General features: G+C 42.1%; 9 protein-coding genes and 3 pseudogenes. 6 read left to right on the forward strand and 6 right to left on the reverse strand.

Annotation, left to right across the window (positions count from 1 at the left end):
• Nucleotides 1-2: 2 nt before the first annotated feature.
• From ITJ87_RS05295 to ITJ87_RS18620, 4 genes and pseudogenes are all read right to left on the reverse strand, one after another.
• A complete protein-coding gene (locus ITJ87_RS05295; protein ID WP_229091420.1) occupies nt 3-956 on the reverse strand; it encodes a tyrosine-type recombinase/integrase in 954 nt (317 codons plus the stop codon).
• Nucleotides 949-2,202, reverse strand: a complete 1,254-nt coding sequence (locus ITJ87_RS05300; protein WP_008024682.1) for a site-specific integrase — start codon at nt 2,200-2,202, stop codon at nt 949-951. Before ITJ87_RS05300 ends, ITJ87_RS05295 begins: the two co-directional genes overlap by 8 nt.
• 172 nt (nt 2,203-2,374) lie before the next feature.
• Nucleotides 2,375-3,094: pseudogene (locus ITJ87_RS05305) on the reverse strand (DUF1016 N-terminal domain-containing protein); the annotation flags it as partial.
• A 24-nt stretch (nt 3,095-3,118) separates the two neighbouring features.
• Nucleotides 3,119-4,358 (reverse strand): annotated as a pseudogene (locus ITJ87_RS18620) (tyrosine-type recombinase/integrase).
• Nucleotides 4,359-4,872: 514 nt separating this feature from the next.
• Here ITJ87_RS18620 and ITJ87_RS18625 point away from each other — a divergent pair.
• Nucleotides 4,873-5,280, forward strand: a complete 408-nt coding sequence (locus ITJ87_RS18625) for a sensor histidine kinase KdpD (RefSeq protein WP_227186442.1) — start codon at nt 4,873-4,875, stop codon at nt 5,278-5,280.
• A 27-nt stretch (nt 5,281-5,307) separates the two neighbouring features.
• Nucleotides 5,308-5,511, forward strand: coding sequence for a hypothetical protein (locus ITJ87_RS18955; RefSeq protein ID WP_323802001.1), 204 nt, complete (start codon nt 5,308-5,310; stop codon nt 5,509-5,511).
• A gap of 107 nt (nt 5,512-5,618) precedes the next feature.
• Here ITJ87_RS18955 and ITJ87_RS05325 read toward each other — a convergent pair whose 3' ends face one another.
• Nucleotides 5,619-6,578 (reverse strand): FimB/Mfa2 family fimbrial subunit, encoded by a 960-nt coding sequence (locus tag ITJ87_RS05325; protein WP_117599765.1) that lies wholly within the window; start codon nt 6,576-6,578, stop codon nt 5,619-5,621.
• A gap of 351 nt (nt 6,579-6,929) precedes the next feature.
• Here ITJ87_RS05325 and ITJ87_RS05330 point away from each other — a divergent pair, with 351 nt between their 5' ends.
• The 3 genes from ITJ87_RS05330 to ITJ87_RS05340 are packed head-to-tail and all read left to right on the forward strand — an operon-like array spanning nt 6,930 to nt 13,669.
• Nucleotides 6,930-10,106 carry a TonB-dependent receptor gene (locus tag ITJ87_RS05330; protein ID WP_117964255.1) on the forward strand — a complete coding sequence of 1,059 codons (3,177 nt, stop codon included), beginning with the start codon at nt 6,930-6,932 and terminating at the stop codon, nt 10,104-10,106.
• A gap of 45 nt (nt 10,107-10,151) precedes the next feature.
• On the forward strand, nt 10,152-11,834 hold the full coding sequence (locus ITJ87_RS05335; RefSeq protein ID WP_117964355.1) for a RagB/SusD family nutrient uptake outer membrane protein: 1,683 nt from the start codon (nt 10,152-10,154) through the stop codon (nt 11,832-11,834).
• Between the two features lie 32 nt (nt 11,835-11,866).
• On the forward strand, nt 11,867-13,669 hold the full coding sequence (locus tag ITJ87_RS05340; protein ID WP_117964254.1) for a hypothetical protein: 1,803 nt from the start codon (nt 11,867-11,869) through the stop codon (nt 13,667-13,669).
• A gap of 134 nt (nt 13,670-13,803) precedes the next feature.
• Here the strand turns inward: ITJ87_RS05340 and ITJ87_RS05345 are convergent.
• Nucleotides 13,804-15,154: pseudogene (locus ITJ87_RS05345) on the reverse strand (glycoside hydrolase family 43 protein).
• A gap of 201 nt (nt 15,155-15,355) precedes the next feature.
• On the opposite strand from ITJ87_RS05345, the gene ITJ87_RS05350 reads away from it, so the two are divergent.
• Complete coding sequence (locus tag ITJ87_RS05350; protein ID WP_117964253.1) at nt 15,356-17,083, forward strand: cellulase family glycosylhydrolase; 1,728 nt, start codon at nt 15,356-15,358, stop codon at nt 17,081-17,083.
• Nucleotides 17,084-17,126: the final 43 nt, after the last annotated feature.

Consider the following 17,126-nt stretch of genomic DNA (forward strand, 5'->3'; position numbering starts at 1 on the left):
TGTCACATTTTAGGGAAAATATCAAAACCAATGATATCTATTTTTCTAATTAATTCGGGATACATCTCTGACGTAAGCCGAACATAGTTATTCGTCGCCCGCAAAGATTGATGTCCAAGGTAAGTTGATAGGATCGGCAAAGAACAATATAAATCCATACCTTCTTCAGCCATTTTAGCAAGAGAGTGAACGGCAAATGTATGTCTCAAGTCATGCAGACGTATGCGGTCTTTGGGAATGTTTGCTTGAATGAGTATTTTGCAAAATCGACGATATATGCTATCCCTGTCACAAGCCCTTCCTTTAAGTGTGATAAAAAAGGGAGTAGTATCTGATATCTTTACGGGTAATCTGTTTCTATGTACAACATAATCTTTAAGAACCTCTGCTAAAGAAGTGGAAAATGGGACAATCCTGTCTTTGCCGTTTTTTGTATCTCGTAAAATGAAGTATTCTTCCTCAAGATTAATATCTTCATTGAGCAGAGACAAGGCTTCACCTATGCGTATTCCTGTTCCGTATAACATGCGAAGCAGTGAAGGCATTATAAAAAAAGAGGATCTCATATCATTATTTCCACTTTGCATATTATCACATGTCGTAAAAATTCGTTCTATCTCTTTTGATGAAAAGATATGAGGGATAAAGGTATTTCTCAATGACGGGGTTCTTGGTATATATGAGCGGATTCCTTTTTTGTTAAGAAACGAAGAGAAAGCACCTAAAATATAGCACCTACGATAATGGTAACTATTGGATTCATTGTCACGTTCCTTGCACCATGCATCTGACAACTCCTTGGTAATACCTATTGCAGTCTCATTTCTTTCAATAGTAAATCTATCAAATAAAGTCAGGACAAACTCTCCCCCAATATACTTAAATCCCATACTGCGCTTCAAGCTCACAAACTCTCTTATCAATGAGGCGTAAATGCCTTTAAAATTTCTATTCATAAAAATAGCCTCCTTTCTGGGTATAAAAGTTTTCACATACAGGTGATACATCAAGGGAGCATTTTTTCAGTGATTGGATATCTATTCTTAGATAATAACTTGTTGATTCCGTGTTCTCATGCCCTAAAACTTCGCTTATAACAGGGAGCTTTACCTGCTCTTCTAAAAGAAGTGTCGCTAAGGAATGTCGAAGGGCATGTGCGCCATGATGCTTGTTCTTTATATTTACGTTGGCTTTAAGAAAATATTTCTTGGCTATCTGGGATATGACCGGTTGGTTTATGTGAGTATAGGGAGAACGTGCCAAGAGAAATATATATGATGACTGGGACTTTGGACGTCCATACCGTAGATATTCAATAATAGCATTGCCTATTTCCGGTAGAAGTGGCAGTTCTAATTCCTTATTTGTTTTATGCTGGATTAAACGTATGGCATTATCCTCCCACAATATATTTTCAAACTTTAAATTTGCTATATCAGAAGCCCTCAAACCAAGCATTGTGGCTAATAGAATAATTGAGTAATTACGTTTTCCTGTAGTCGTACTTCTATCCACAGAAGACACTATCTTTTTTATTTCTTCAGAAGTGTAAGCTGACGGTAGCTTAGGCTGTTTCTTATAATTATCTTTTGGAATAAATGCCGCTAAATCCATATCTATAATTTTGTGTTCATATAGATATCGGAAAAAGTTACGTAGAATATGGATGGATATACTTGCTACAGATTTATATTTAGTACCAATGGTATTAAGATATTTAATGATGTGGGTAATCTCAACTTGTTCTATGGAGGCTACTTTTGCAGATGTTAGAAAATCAAGGAAACGATGGAATATTTGTTTGTGATTGTAGATAGTGTGTCCGGACAAGCGTTCTTGACTTCGAGATAATATATATTGCATCATCAAACTGCCAATCTCTCCTTTCAATTCTACCGGAACTTTTCTTGGAATAACTTGGCCTGTAATGAGGTAATTTTTCAGGAGTAAGATAGCGGATAAAAATTTCTTGTCACCAGATTTTAATGAAGTTAAATCTTTAGAACCATAAAGAGAAGATAAAAAATCATCGCAGACTTTAGGGGTGAGGGAATGCAAATCATTGTTCTCCATGAACTGCCTTAATTGATTCCATTTCCATGCATAGCCTTCCAATGTACTATCTGTACGAGAAAAATCCTCTTTTAAGATTTTCAGCATAGAGGATGTGACTGCTTCAAAAGTTGTTGAGTGATCATTCATACGTCATTAATTTAAGTTGTGGCAATATCACCGCACTTAAATTAATGAAATTCTTATGTAAAGAAATAAATGATTATATTTTTATAATTACTTTTGTAGCTGCGATTTAGTTTAAGTCACTTTGCATAATAAATTTGTTGGCATAAGAATTGTTATGTAAAGGTTTGCATAAAAGTTCCAGCAGGAAGTGTTGTAAGTTATCAAGAATAGATTGCTCCAGATCGTTTTCTGTTACTAAGGCACGTTCATTCAATTCTAAGAACTCTAAGGTAACAGGGGTGTTGATAACATCTTTAGGCTGTAATAAGGTCGCTTGTTGCTGTACTAAAGCGGAGAGGGCTTCTTTATTTTTGGATAGTCCGCTACGCTCATAGTATAAAGACGCTATTTGTTGTTCCAATTCTTTGACAGACCAGCAGCTACGAATTGTTTCCATTTCATAGAAAGCACGTTTTACCGGGTTGTCTATTTTTGCGATATGTTTTAAGTGGGTATAAGGTATTTTATTGAATATCTTTGTTGCTGGATTTATCCATTTATTATACTCTTTATCAGATTGTTGTAATTCGGCACTTGCCGAGTGCCGAATTTCATTTCCTGCCATGATGTAGTGTAATACTTGTTCTTTCAGATGTGGATAAACAAGGTATAACCGTCTAAATTCACGGAATCTACGTTCATTCAGACCTTTTGTTTTCAGCCGTTGTTCCTGCTTTTTCAACAGTTGTTCACCGTATGTGGCACGGTCTTCTCCGTTCTGTTCGAATTCCACGATATAGCAACCCATAAACCAGTTACGGGAAGTAAGGGCAAGGTTTACAGCGTGTGCGGCTTGTGCCTGCAACGTGTTCTGTATCGTGCTGATATGTTTTACTAATGCTTCAAAGTTCATAGTCGCAAAGATAATCTTTTGTGGTTAAAACTTTAGTTCAGGCAAGCTGTTTATTGCTTCCTCTTTCAATTTATCCACCACACGGGTGTATTTCTCTGTATGCTTCAATCCGCTGTGTCCTAAAAGATTGGCTAAGATCTTGATATTTGCCCCATTGTTCAGAATGTTCACGGCAAAAGAATGCCGGAAGCAATGCCAGCTTATATGCTTGTCTATTCCGGCTCTTTTTACCCAACGCTTAACCGATTTGCAGCAGCTTTCGTATGTAGGCAAATCGAATATCAAACAGTTCTTATCTGCCGGAGCTTCACCAATGATAGACAATAGAACGTCATTCAAAGAAATAACCACACCTACTGGCAGAATGTCCCTTGGCCTTGCTTTGCTCGAACTTCAATAATCAGTTAGCATAATCCACATTTTTAAAAGTAAGGTCTTTTACATCGCAGAAGCGCAGACCGCAATACAGGCAAAAGATAAACGCTCGTCTGGCTGTAGGGTTTTCGTTGTTATAATGAAAAGCCACCAACTTTTGTATTTCTTCGGGCGAAAGCACATCTTTCCGAAGCATCTGACTATCCACTTTGCAGGTAACATCTTTGCAAGGGTCTTCCAGCATTACATCATGCTCTATTGCATAGCGAATAACTTTCTTGAAACGCTGGTAAATGCTTTTAGCACCTTCACCAATGCTTCGGGATTGCAGATAAGCTACAAACTGTTCCATCATTTCTTTGGTGATGAGTTCCGGTTTAATGCTACACTCATTCATGGGGTATTTCTCTTTCAAGAAGTCTTTGAAACGGCTAAGTGCAATTTGCACCATGCGAATGTCTTTCTTTGTATAACTGTTTATGTATGCTTGATAATAATCCAAGAAATTAACCGTCCTGTCTTTCTTTAAGCGGTAGCCAAGCATACTCTCCTTAAACTCCTGCTCACGCTCTGCGCGTATTTTTGAAGCGAGTTCCAAAGTTTCCTTGTTCTGTTGTCATTCAGCTGGAGTATGTGGCTTGTCTATCAGATACAGGCTAAGGTTTTCTTTTCGCCTGTGATGCTTGACTGCGAACTTTGGCTTTCCTTGCATCTTGCCACTTTCGTAATATACCTGATTGCCGTTTTCATCTAATACGGGCTTTTCCTCTCTACCTAAATAATACTCCAACTAAAGGCTGATTCTGCCATCCGAAAGTTTATTTTGCTCCAATTTCGGATTTTCTTTCGTTTTCCTATGATTTCTATGGTTTGTACCTGGTCTGGGCATGAAAGGATGTAGACAAATCTATTATAAATCAAAATTTTACAAGGGTTTTGTCTTTTTCTACTGAAACATAGCTGAAACATTTTTGTTTTGGGTTTCAATCCCAGTAGATGGGACCAACGTAAAAAGAGGCGGATGAAAAAAATGAGGGAAAGGAACCGGGAGAGGGGTATCCGCAATATTGGAAGGCATTCTTGATAATCTTCTCATTACAACAAAAGTGAAGAATGTAAATGATGAGATGCGCTATACTTTTGGGAATAAAAAGGCAGAGGAACTCTTTGAATATTCGGCCAAAGAGGCTATAGACTAGACGGATTTTGAAACAATGCCAGAGGCTGTAGCTTTAATTAGGAAAGAGGATGAAGAGCAGCTGGTCAAGGCGGGGATTCCGCAAGAGGGTATACGACGTTTTTTTACCAAGAAGAGCAAGGAGTGGTTTTCCTTCCAGAACAATAATTTTGATGGTCGCAAGTGGATTGTTTATACTGCTTAGGACATTACTGATTTGAAAATCATGGAGTGCAAGCTGTGTCTGGCCGAAGAGGAGGCTGAGGAATCCAACCAGATAAAATCGACTTTCCTAGCCAATATAAGTCATGAGATGCGTACTCCGTTTAATGCAATAGTCGGTTTTTTGAGTATTCTGGCCACGGGAGTGTCCGAGGAAGAACGGGTGGAGTATCTCAATATTATAGAACGGAATAATGAACTGCTGTTGCAGCTCATCAATGACATTCTGGATTTGTCGAAGATAGAAGCCAGCACATTGGAATATGTCTATGCCAATGTGGATATCAATAAAATGGTGTTCGAGATAGAGCAGGCCACAAGTATTAGGCTGACCAATAAAGACGTGCGTATGGCCACGGTTACGCTATTGCCCGGTTTGCTGCTGTATACCAACCTGCGCAGAATTATGTAGGTATTTAATGACTTCATCAGCAATGCGTTGAAGTTTACTGCTGCCGGTAGCATTACTGTTGCTTACGGGATGCCCGAAAATGGGTATATCCTTTTTTATGTTACTGATACCGGGACGGGGATATCATCTTATAATGCGCAGGGGATTTTTAATCGCTTTGTAAACTGGCTTCCTTTAAGCAGGGTATCGGACTGGGAGTGGCCATTTCGCAAAACATTGCGAGGGAACTGAAAGAGGAGATAGGGGGACGCAGTTAGGCACGGGCTCCACTTTCTGGTTCACGTTGCCTTTTTATAAGATGGGCGCACACCGTTCTATCTTTCCTTGATGCGGTAAGCTCAATCCAATGAAGGGACATCGATTGTCTGGCTTTCCTCGTTCCAGTTGTCAATGGTGAATTCTCCGGATGATTCTTCGGAAAAGATGTCTCCCAGAGTAAGGGTCAGAGTCAGTTTGGAGTTTGCTTTCAAAGGTTCGTTCAATGTTTGTTTGAAACTTTTTACGTTTCCGTTTTTCAGTATGATGTTCATCTGGAATTCTGATTTCCCGAAAGAAGGGAAAAGCATGACGGTGGCATTGCTCATTTGCGTACCGTCGATGGAACGGACTAGAGGGAAGGCTACTGTGCGCGGGCTTCCCTGAGGAACGGCAGTGTAGAAATTTAGTTCTCCGGCAATATTAGTGATACGCACCACCATGCTGTCGATGCTCGAACTGAGGATGCCGTTATTCTTGTCCTTGATGATTACCTTCAGTCCGGTCACTACCCGTTTAAGGGATGCTTTCAGGTTTTCACTTCCGACGTTGGCAGGTTGGACGGTATGTACCAAGTCGAATACCGGATAATAGGTTGTGTCCGCTTCCATTTTGAATAAGGAAAAGTGTTGCTGGGACATGTCTTCGCCTAAGATGTAGGCCGGGTCCCTCATAAGAGGATGTGCATAAATCGGCTCCTCGTATTTAGGGGTTCCCCAGTAAATCATGTTATAGGGACCTGCGGGTAAGGATAATTCCCGATTGACGCCATCGTTATAGAAAGTTCCGTCTTTAACTTGGTAGTAACCGTAAAAAGGTGTCAGCTTTCGGTTTACATAGTTCCCATAATAAATAGAGGTGCCCGCCTTACAGGGCATGATGGTCAGTATGCCGGTCAGCGGGCTTTGTCCGCTTTCTGTGGACACGTCCATCAAGAGTCGTGGTGATACCAACTCACTGCTTTTTTCTATCTGGGGCGGATTGTCATTGGTGCAGCTTGCCACGATTGCGGCAAGTACTGCAAATACTACTAATTTTTTCATTATCTGTTAAGTTTTAGGTTGTACTTTCCTGAGAACGTTTTTAGAAAGAAATGGTTCTTTGTATTCCGGAGAAAGTATATTGGGGATGGAAAAGTGAGATGAAATCAATTCCAGCATTGAGGGGGATGGGAAGAATCTCCCCCCCCCTCTTTAAAAGGTTTAGAGAAGGGATGGAAAACAAATTATACCTTTTTTAGTAACATTTTAGAAGCCTTGATTAACGAAATCATATACTTTTCGTAACAATTTCTCGACACTCTTTCCTTGTTCCTCCATACTTTTGTGTCCAGGTTCTTTGCATTGACAAAGAGCGTTATAAAATCTTTGATATTAACTATTAAACAATGTACAATGAGAAAAACATTCTTGGAAAAGTGCATAAATTTGCATTTGTGCCGCATTGCATGGGTACTGTTGCTATTGGTACCTGCAATCAGTAGCCTTCAGGCTAATCCTTCTCAAAACAAGGCCGTTACAGGAGTTGTGACATCGGCTACGGACAATGAACCGTTGATCGGTGTCAGTGTGCAGGTGAAAGAAACTGCTACAGGTGGTATTACCGATATTGACGGTAAATTCTCTGTGAATGCAGAACAAGGGCAGACGCTGATTTTTTCGTATATCGGTTATCAAACCCAGGAAATTCAGGTTGGTGCTTCATCCGTTATCAACGTGGTTCTGAAAGAAGATACGGAAATGCTAGATGAAGTAGTAGTAGTAGGTTACGGTGTCCAAAAGAAGAAACTGGTAACTGGTGCTACGGTTCAGGTAAAAGGTGATAACATCGCCAAACTAAATACAAACAACCCGTTGCAGGCTATGCAGGGACAAACTCCGGGTGTGAATATCACTTCAACTTCAGGACAACCAGGTGCTGATATGAAGGTGACCATTCGTGGTTTGGGAACTGTAGGTAATTCTTCTCCTCTTTATTTGATTGATGGTGTAGGTGGCGATATCTCCACGCTAAATCCTGCCGATATCGAGAGTATTGACATCCTGAAAGATGCTGCCTCTGCAGCTATTTATGGTGCGCAGGCGGCCAATGGTGTAGTGTTGATTACTACAAAATCGGGTAAGGAAGGTAAGGCTGTAGTTTCATTGGATGCTTATTATGGTATTCAGAATGTGGCACGTAAAGCAAATATGCTGAATGCGGAACAGTATATGGCCATCATGGATGAACAAGCATTGAATAGTGGCAATGCCGCTTATGATTGGAACAGCTTCAAGTCAATTCGCGATGCTAATGGTAACATATATGACACGGATTGGATTGATGCTATGCTCAAGGATGATGCCAAGACGCAAAGTTATACATTAGGTGTGACAGGGGGAACTGCCACTTCTACGTATGCACTTTCTTTAGGTTATATGCAGCAAGAAGGTATTGTTGGTGGTGCTGACGTATCCAATTACGAACGTTATAACTTCCGTATCAACTCCGACCACCAGGTCATCAAAAACCTTTTGAAGGTGGGTGAACAAGTGAGTTTCGTATATAAGAAAAATAATGGTACAAATGTAGGTGACTTGTATAACAATACGTTGCGCAGCGCATTTGCCACTTCCCCGCTGAGTCCTATATATAGTGATAATAATCTGTATGATAGTCCTTACAATGACACTAGTAGTAGCGATTGGCACAATTCTGATGGTAACCCTTATGGTTCCATGATGACCAACACTAATAATGAGAACAAGGCTGCCACTTTCGCCGGTAATGTATATGCGGAGTTGACTCCGATTAAGAATTTGAAGATACGTACTGTATTCGGTGCTACTTATGGTTCCAGTGAGTATCGCAGTTATACTCCCCTTTATCAGTTTGACATCTATACTAAGAATACGGAGAATACAAAAGTAAACCAGAACATGACTCATGGTTTGACGATGGTTTGGACAAATACTGCACAGTATGATTGGACCTTGGGTGAACATTCCTTCAATGCCTTGATTGGTATGGAATCCAGCCGCTATGAAGGCACTTATGTAGGGGCGAGAAATGGTATCCTGAAAGAAGGATTTGATGATTGGGACCACGCTTTTGTCAGCAACGGGTCAGCCACTACTCCCGAGCAGGGATTGGGTGCAGATGGTAAACCGAATGATGAAACACGTACCGTTTCCTACTTTGCCCGTTTGGGATGGAATTGGAAAGAGACTTATATGATTAATGCTACTGTGCGTGCCGATGGTTCTTCCAAATTTGCCAGTGGTCACCGCTTTGGCTACTTCCCTTCTGTATCGGCAGGTTGGACACTGACGAACGAGGCATTTATGGAAAGTACCCGCGAGTGGCTCGACTTCCTGAAACTCCGTGTCAGCTGGGGACAAGTAGGTAATCAGAATATTGATAACTACCAATATACAGCTCCTATCAAGAGCTCTACTACCAATTACTTGTTTGGTACGGGCCTTGGCTCTGCCAATCATGTCTGGGGTGCTTATCCTAGCCGTCTAGCCAACGAGAATGTGAAATGGGAAACTTCCGAGCAATATAATATCGGTATCGATGCCCGTTTCCTCAATGGATGCTTGGGTATGAATGCAGATTTTTATATAAAGACAACCAAAGATTGGCTGGTACAGGCTCCTATCCTTGCCACTGCCGGTACAGGTGCTCCTTACATCAACGGTGGTGATGTAAAGAATACCGGTATTGAACTGGCGCTGACTTGGAATGATGAAATAGGTAAGGATTTCCACTACAACATTGGTGTCAATGGTACTTACAATAAAAATAAGGTAGGAAATATTCCTACTGAAGATGGCATTATTCATGGTAATACAAACCAGCTGTATGACAACTCTCCTGAGTTCTATCGCGCTTCCAACGGCCATGCCATCGGTTACTTTTGGGGGTATAAAACTGCCGGTATCTTCCAGAACCAGCAAGAGATTGACGACTGGATTGCTGCCAAGAACGGTGTGTTGCAAAGTGATGTGAAGCCGGGTGATGTGAAGTTTGTAGATGTAGACCATAACGGAATTATCGATGACAACGACAAGGTGGACTTAGGTAATGGTATGCCGGACTTTACTTATGGTTTCAATTTGGGCTTCGACTATAAAGGTTTTGACTTCTCGCTGAATGCTAATGGTTCTGTAGGTAATAAGATTGTGCAGAGCTATCGTAACCACACTAATAAGAAATCAAATTATACAACTGCTATCCTCAACCGTTGGACCGGAGAAGGTACAAGTAACCGTATACCGCGTGTGACTGATACTAACGTCAACTGGCAATTCTCTGACCTTTATATTCAGGATGGTGACTTCCTGCGTATTAGTGCCATTACGCTGGGTTATGATTTCTCCCGTCTTTGGAAGGGCAAAGCTATTTCGCAGTGTCGTGCCTATATACAAGTACAGAATGCACTTACTTTCACCAAATATGATGGTATGGATCCTGAAATAGGTTTTGGTCCGGAAGACAGCAATAAAAAGAGTTGGGTATCGGGTATTGACTACGGTTACTATCCTCGTCCGCGTACTGTGCTTTTCGGCGTTAATCTTAAGTTTTAATAGAAAAGAGTTCTTATGACTCATAAACCCAAAAACAAGAAAGAAATGATGAAATTCAAATTAAATATACTGGCTTTGGCATTGTTCGGCTTTGGGCTGGCATCCTGCACAAACAGCTTCTTGGATGTGGAATCGAAGACGGAATCTTCCACCGGAAACTATTACAAGACAGAAAGTGACGCTTATCGCGCTTTGGTAGGCTGTTATGACGGATGGCAATGTACTACATCTAATAAGGGAGTAGGTTTTTATCTGACTTCAGAGATGATGTCGGATGAGTGTTTTGGTGCTACCGGTGTTGCTGATGGACGTAATTATCAAGTAATCGATCGTTTTGATCAGGCACAGTCTACATCTGATTTGAACATATACGAAACAGATTGGAAAAATTATTATGCCGCTGTTTATCGTTGTAACGAGTTGATTTCCCGTGCAGATGACATTAACTGGACGAGTGAAGCAACAAGAGGCACTTATATAGGAGAGGCACGTGCTATCCGTGCACTTTGTTATTTTGATATGGTTCGTCTATGGGAAAATATCCCTTTGTTGGATATTCCTACTACTGATAATATTTCGCAAGCAAATCCGGATGACGTTTACCAGCTCATTATCAGTGATTTGAAATATGCTGCCGAGAATATTCCGGCCAATGCCTATCCGAAAGCACAAGCTGCATCTAACGACGGACATATTACGAAGTATGCTGCTGAGGCTCTTCTGGCACGTGTTTATCTGTTCTATTCCGGTTATTATGGTAAAGAACCTGCTGGGCTTACTAGAGCTGAAGCTTTAGCAGGAGTGGAAGATGTGATTGCTTCCGGGGAATTTGGTTTGATAGATGAGTTCAAGAATCTTTGGCCTGCTGCTTCCGTGACTTGGACAACTAATAATGATGGTAGCCATACCAAGACAAATACGTATGCAGGGCGTGGCAATGTAGAGACAGTACTGGCTCAAAAATTCAACTATACATCAGACTATAATGGTAATGCTGATGGTAATGCTTGGCAGGTGATGATTGCACTCCGTAATTTGATTGCGGTGCCTTATGGACAAGGCTGGGGAGGCTGTACAGTCAATCCGAAATTGGTGAATAGTTTTCAATCTGGTGACACTCGCAGTACGGCGTCCATTATTGACTGCGAGGCTGAGGGCCTTGTAGATCACGATAATTTCTCGTTGCTCTATAATGACCAACGTGAGTATACGGGTTATGCTATCAAAAAGTATTCGCCACTTGCTATTTGGCAACAAGCTGAAGATGGTACTTGGAGTGAAATAAATGAAGTAATGGGAAAGGACATAGGTGCAGGCGAGTATCAACTTAGTCCATATCAGGATTTCATTGTAGTTCGTTATTCGGATGTATTACTGATGGCTGCAGAGCTCGGTAGTCCTAATGCCCAGAGTTATTTGGATGCAGTGCGTGATCGCGCTTTTGGTGGTGATACCAGCAAGCGCGTGACAGCAACAAAGGAGAACATCCTGAAAGAACGCATGTACGAGTTTGCTTTTGAAGGATTGCGTTACTGGGATCTGCTTCGTCAGGGTGTGGAAGTTGCTGCTTCCGAAATTGCCGAAACTCGTACTGTGCTCAGTGGTGGCGTGGAAGACGTAGTGACTATACAGAGTAGTAAGGTTGTATCAACAAGAGGTTTGTGCCAAATACCTTATAACCAGATAAACCTTTCAAACGGTGTGCTGAAACAGAATGCCGGTTGGTAAATGGATGTATAACAAATAAAAAAATCTAAGGTATGAAATTAAACTATTATATCTATTCGCTTATAGCAAGTGTGATGCTAATATTCAGCGCTTGTTCCCCCGATGAATATGATCTGGGTGACAAAGGAGTGACATCTGATGATCTTGTGGAGGGTATTGCCTATACGATTACTCATGACTCGAAGAATCCGAACATTGTTTATTTGGAAAGTAAGTTAGGTGCCAATTACACTGCTTTGTGGGAGCATCCCCAAGGACGCAGCCAAGAACAGAAAGTGACACTAAAGATGCCTTTTGAAGGTACTTATACTGTGAAATTTGGTGTAGAGACACGGGGTGGTGTTATTTACGGTGAACCTACAACTTTTGATATCAGTACTTTTTGTGCGGACTTTGTAAACGATGAATTGTGGTCATTCCTTACCGGAGGTGTAGACAGTGAGAAAGTTTGGATATTTGACGATGGTTCCTATGGCTATGCGGCAGGTGAGATGACTTATGCTGACCCTTCAAAAACTACTGAATGGAATAATTGGGAAGCTAACTGGGATCCGGGCAAGGGACATACTGGTGATGATGCTATTTGGGCAAGTACAATGACCTTTGACTTGAAAGGTGGAGCTAATGTAAATGTACATTCCGAGTCGGTTTCAGGTACTACGGACAGTAAAGGAACCTTTATGCTGAACACAGAGAACCATACCATCACTTTCACAGATTGTGATTTACTACACACTCCTGGCTGGACTGATAGAAGTACAAACTGGAGAAAAGACCTGAAGATACTGGAACTGGATGAAAACCATCTGCGTGTGGCTGTCATGCGTGATAATAGTGAGGGTGCTTGGTGGTTGATATGGAACTTTGTCTCTAAAGAGTTTGCTGACAACTATGTACCCGAGGATCAGCCTGATCCGGAGCCCACATTGCCCGACGGATGGAAAGATGCTGTATCTCAAACAGTAAGTACCACTATTCAGTGGAATATGTCTGCTGATGTTCCTTTTGACTGGGCAAATCTGGATGGTAGTTTGATGAATAACTTTACAGCAGGCAATTATCCTGACTGGGCAACTCCAGTAGCAGACCTTGATAAACTCTCTCTGACTATGGATTCAAAGGCTATGACCTATGAATTCTCCATGCCCGACGGAACAACCGTAAGTGGTACATATACACTGGATGAAAAAGGTATTTATTCTTTTGAAAGCGGTGTGCCTTCTTATCATATCGGTGGTGGAGACATCATGTTCTTTGCCAATTCTGATAACCAGCTCCGTATTCTTCGCCTGGAGACTATGGCAGGAAATGTGACAAGTATGTGGTTGGGAGTACGTAATGGTGATAAGGAGGAATATGTTGCCTATCATTTTATTCCCAATGCAACAGGAGGCTCTTCTACTCCCGAACCCAAGGTGGTGGTAGTAGATAACAGTAAGCTGGTGTTCGGACATCTCGAAGGAGAGAAGAATAACTTCCGTATTGAAATCTACAATGATTTTGGTAGTACTAAAAATGATAGTCCGGTAGACCTTTCTGCTCTGACGTTTGATTATTCTATGAAGCTGACTTTCAGTATCAGCGGATTGAGTGGAGATGCACTGACAAAAGAGTATAATGCAGGGTTGATGTACACTGCTCCTGGATGGTGGCCTTCTTACAGTGGTGAGTCCGATGTTAAAATTAAAGGAGATGGTACTTATACTATTACTTATAAGCCGGAAGCAGCCATTAATGGTGCAATCGTATTTGTGATTGATATCTTTGATATCTTCAGTGATATTGCCGAACCGGATGCTGTAAAGATAACAATAGATAACTTGGAGATTTTGTAATCTCCTATGGTGGACGATGCTTTCGTGGCGTCTGTTGTAATAGGTATAAAAGGAAAGGCTACCCGTGAAGGGTAGCCTTTCCTTTTAAATGGAGGATTATTGATCAGTTCAATTTCTGAAAAACGGGTATATGCTTATTTCTCGTAGTCGAAATATTCAAAATCTGCGTACGCCTCTGATCCAGTCGAGCCGGAAGCTGCATATAGGCCCAGCGTGATTCCCGTAAAGTCACCTGGGGTTTCGGTACTGATATAGCAGGCATTCATGCGTCCCATCTCCTTGAAATTCTTTCCGTCCGTAGCATATTCAAAGGAATATATGTCTTTGTCGCCTTTTACACGGAGTTGCACTTTACCTTGAGGCAAAATCACCTCCTTTTCTATATGGGTCATTGCTCCGAGACGGTAGCGTAATACTACAGCTTGTTTCCCGTCTTCCTGCTGTTTGACGAAAAGGTCATAGTGTGCAGGTTTAAACATATAGACCGTCAATCCGGTTTCATCTCCTGCAGAGGCTTTCTGTAGCCGCATGGAAGTAGTAGCGGTAAAATCGATATGTTCTTGTCGGCGGCCGACGAAGATGGGGCTTTCCTTGCTGTTATCCAAATTGACGGGAGTCGCTTTCAGCCGTAACTTGCCGGATGAGAAAGTGTAGTGTTCCGGATGTGCACCCATTCGGCTCCTAATTTACCATCTTTGAATTCTGTGCGGGTAGGTTTTTCTGCAAACGTTTGTTGCGGCAGGGTGGGAACATCCATTTGCAGGGCAATGGTCCCGTCTCCATTCACTTCAGGCCAGGCGTTGGTGGCCCAGCGCACGGGAGCGAGGAAGGTTTCGCGTCCTAATAGATGGTGGGAACCCGTTTGTGGGCGGAATGCCAAGTAGACCATCCACCAGCTTCCGTCGGGAGCCTGAACAAGGTCAGCATGCCCGGTGCCTTGAATGGGGCTGTTCTGGGCGTTTTTGTTAATGTGTGTCAGAATCGGGTTGGTGGGGGTGCTTTCGTATGGGCCGTCTATCGTGCGGCTGCGGGCAATCGTCACCTTATGGCCATATTCCGTACCGCCTTCAGAAATCAGCAGATAGTACCAGCCGTCTTTCTTATAGATATGCGGACCCTCCGGACGGCGTCCTCCCGTACCGTTCCAGATGTGCTTGGATTTACTGAGCTGTTCGCCGGTCATCGGGTTGATTTCGCATAGAAAGATACCTATGTCGGGGTTGTTGACCAGATAACATTTACCGTCTTCGAAATAGAGGGAGGGGTCAATGCCACCTTGTTTCAGCCAGATAGGATCAGACCATTCACCAAGCGGGGCGGTGGTATGGACGATGAAGTTGCCTTTGTCCGATACATTGGTGGTAATCATGTAGAATGTTCCGTTGTTGTAGCGGATGGTTGGCGCATAGATACCTCCCTACTGTTGACCAAGTAGAAGTCATCGCCTACGCGGCAAACGCTTGAGTCGGGATGGTAGCCCGGAATAACCGGATTTTGATATCCCTGCTTGTCTTGTGAATTCCAGGATGGACAAACAGGCTAAGCCTGATGTCAGCTATTGATTACTTTCTGACCCTATTCGGTAACAAATCATACTGTTTGGCATAACATGCTGTTTGGCTATTTCTCACTTTTTCCGCTACTTTTGCTATTACTTTTAACCATTATTTAATACCTAAAAACAACATGAAGAATATTATTAAAAGATTCCAGATTAGCTTGGTGCTATTGGCACTTTTCCTCTCTTCTTTTGTGAGTGCGTGCTCCAGTGATGACGAAACAGTGACTCCGGAAATTACTATTCCTGAAAAAATTCTGATGAATGGAATGACTTTCTCCAAGGTCGGAGGAACAAGTACATTGAACATCAAATCGAATGTTGCGCTGGAAGTAACCAGCAGTGCGCCGGATTGGTGTAAAGTCACTGCCGAGAACTCCACATCGAGCACTATCCTTAAATATGCGGTTACAACTGAAGCCAATACGGAACCAAGTGACCGGGAAGCAAATGTGATGGTGAAGTCCGGAGGTAGTGAGGTTGGCCATTTTATTGTGAAACAGACGGCTGCGGATGGACTGGTAGTTGAGTCGACTACTTTCCCGGAAAAGGTACCGGCTGAAGGAGGCAATTATATTGTGACACTGATAACAAACGGTGATGTACAAGTGGCGGTCGATAGTGATTGGATAAAAGAGGTCAGTACACGTGCTGCAATGTCAGAAGCTGTTAAGAGTTTTATCGTTTCAGTTAATTATGGAACTGCTCGTTCGGGACTTATCACTTTGACTTTAGGAACTTTGACAGAGACGGTTGTTGTCAGTCAAATGGCCGGTCAACTGCCTGATGAGGGTATGGAAAGTGATGCAATGACATTGGCGGCAAAGATGTATGCAGGCTGGAATCTCGGAAATACGCTGGAAGCTATTGGAGGTGAAACTGCATGGGGAAACCCGAAGGTTACGGCGGAACTTATCAAGAGTGTGAAAGAGCTTGGTTTCAATGCGGTACGCATACCTTGTTCCTGGGATCAGTATATAGAAGACGGAGGGACATACAAGGTAAAAGATGAATGGCTGAACCGTGTTTATGAAGTGGTAGGCTATTGTGTATCCAATGATATGTATGCCATTGTAAATATCCACTGGGATGGCGGTTGGCTTGAAAACAATTGTACTGCCGACAAGCAGGAAGCTAATAACAAGAAGCAAAAAGCTTTATGGACTCAGATAGCGAATAAATTAAATGTCTATGATGAGCATTTGCTTTTTGCCGGATGTAACGAACCCAATGTGGAAAATACTGCCCAAATGGCTGTATTGAAATCTTATGAGCAGACTTTTATTGATGCTGTGCGTGCTACGGGAGGTAACAATGCTGTGCGCAATCTTATTGTACAAGGACCGTCTACAGATATCGGCAAGACCGACAATCTCTTTGGCGACATGCCTACTGATGTGGTGAAGGACCGTCTAATGGTCGAGGTACATTACTATACCCCTTGGACATTCTGTGGTTTGGAGAAGGATGAAGATTGGGGGAGGATGGCCTACTTTTGGGGAGACTATAAAGTCGAAGGTTCCAACCGTAATGCTACTTCTGGTGATATGACTGAGATGAGTGAATTATTTGCTAAAATGAAATCTCAGTTTGTGGACAAAGGAATTCCCGTTATCCTTGGCGAGTATGGTGCAATGGTGCGTACCGGACTTGGAGAAAATCAAGAGGCTCATAATAAATCTCGCGAACAATTTAATGAGGTAGTAACTCGTGAAGCGAAAAATCATGGTATGGTTCCGTTTTTTTGGGATGGTGGTACGTTTGCTATGATTAAGCGTGCTGATGGAACGATAGGTGATAAATATACCTATGATGGCATTATGAGAGGTGCTAAAGAGGGTAAGTATCCATTTTGATAGAATATAGAACAGTTTTCTAAGTTTCATATAGATAGTTTTT

The organism is Bacteroides sp. HF-162, from assembly GCF_015679285.1.
In the GTDB taxonomy this organism is placed as follows: Bacteria; Bacteroidota; Bacteroidia; order Bacteroidales; family Bacteroidaceae; genus Bacteroides; species Bacteroides uniformis.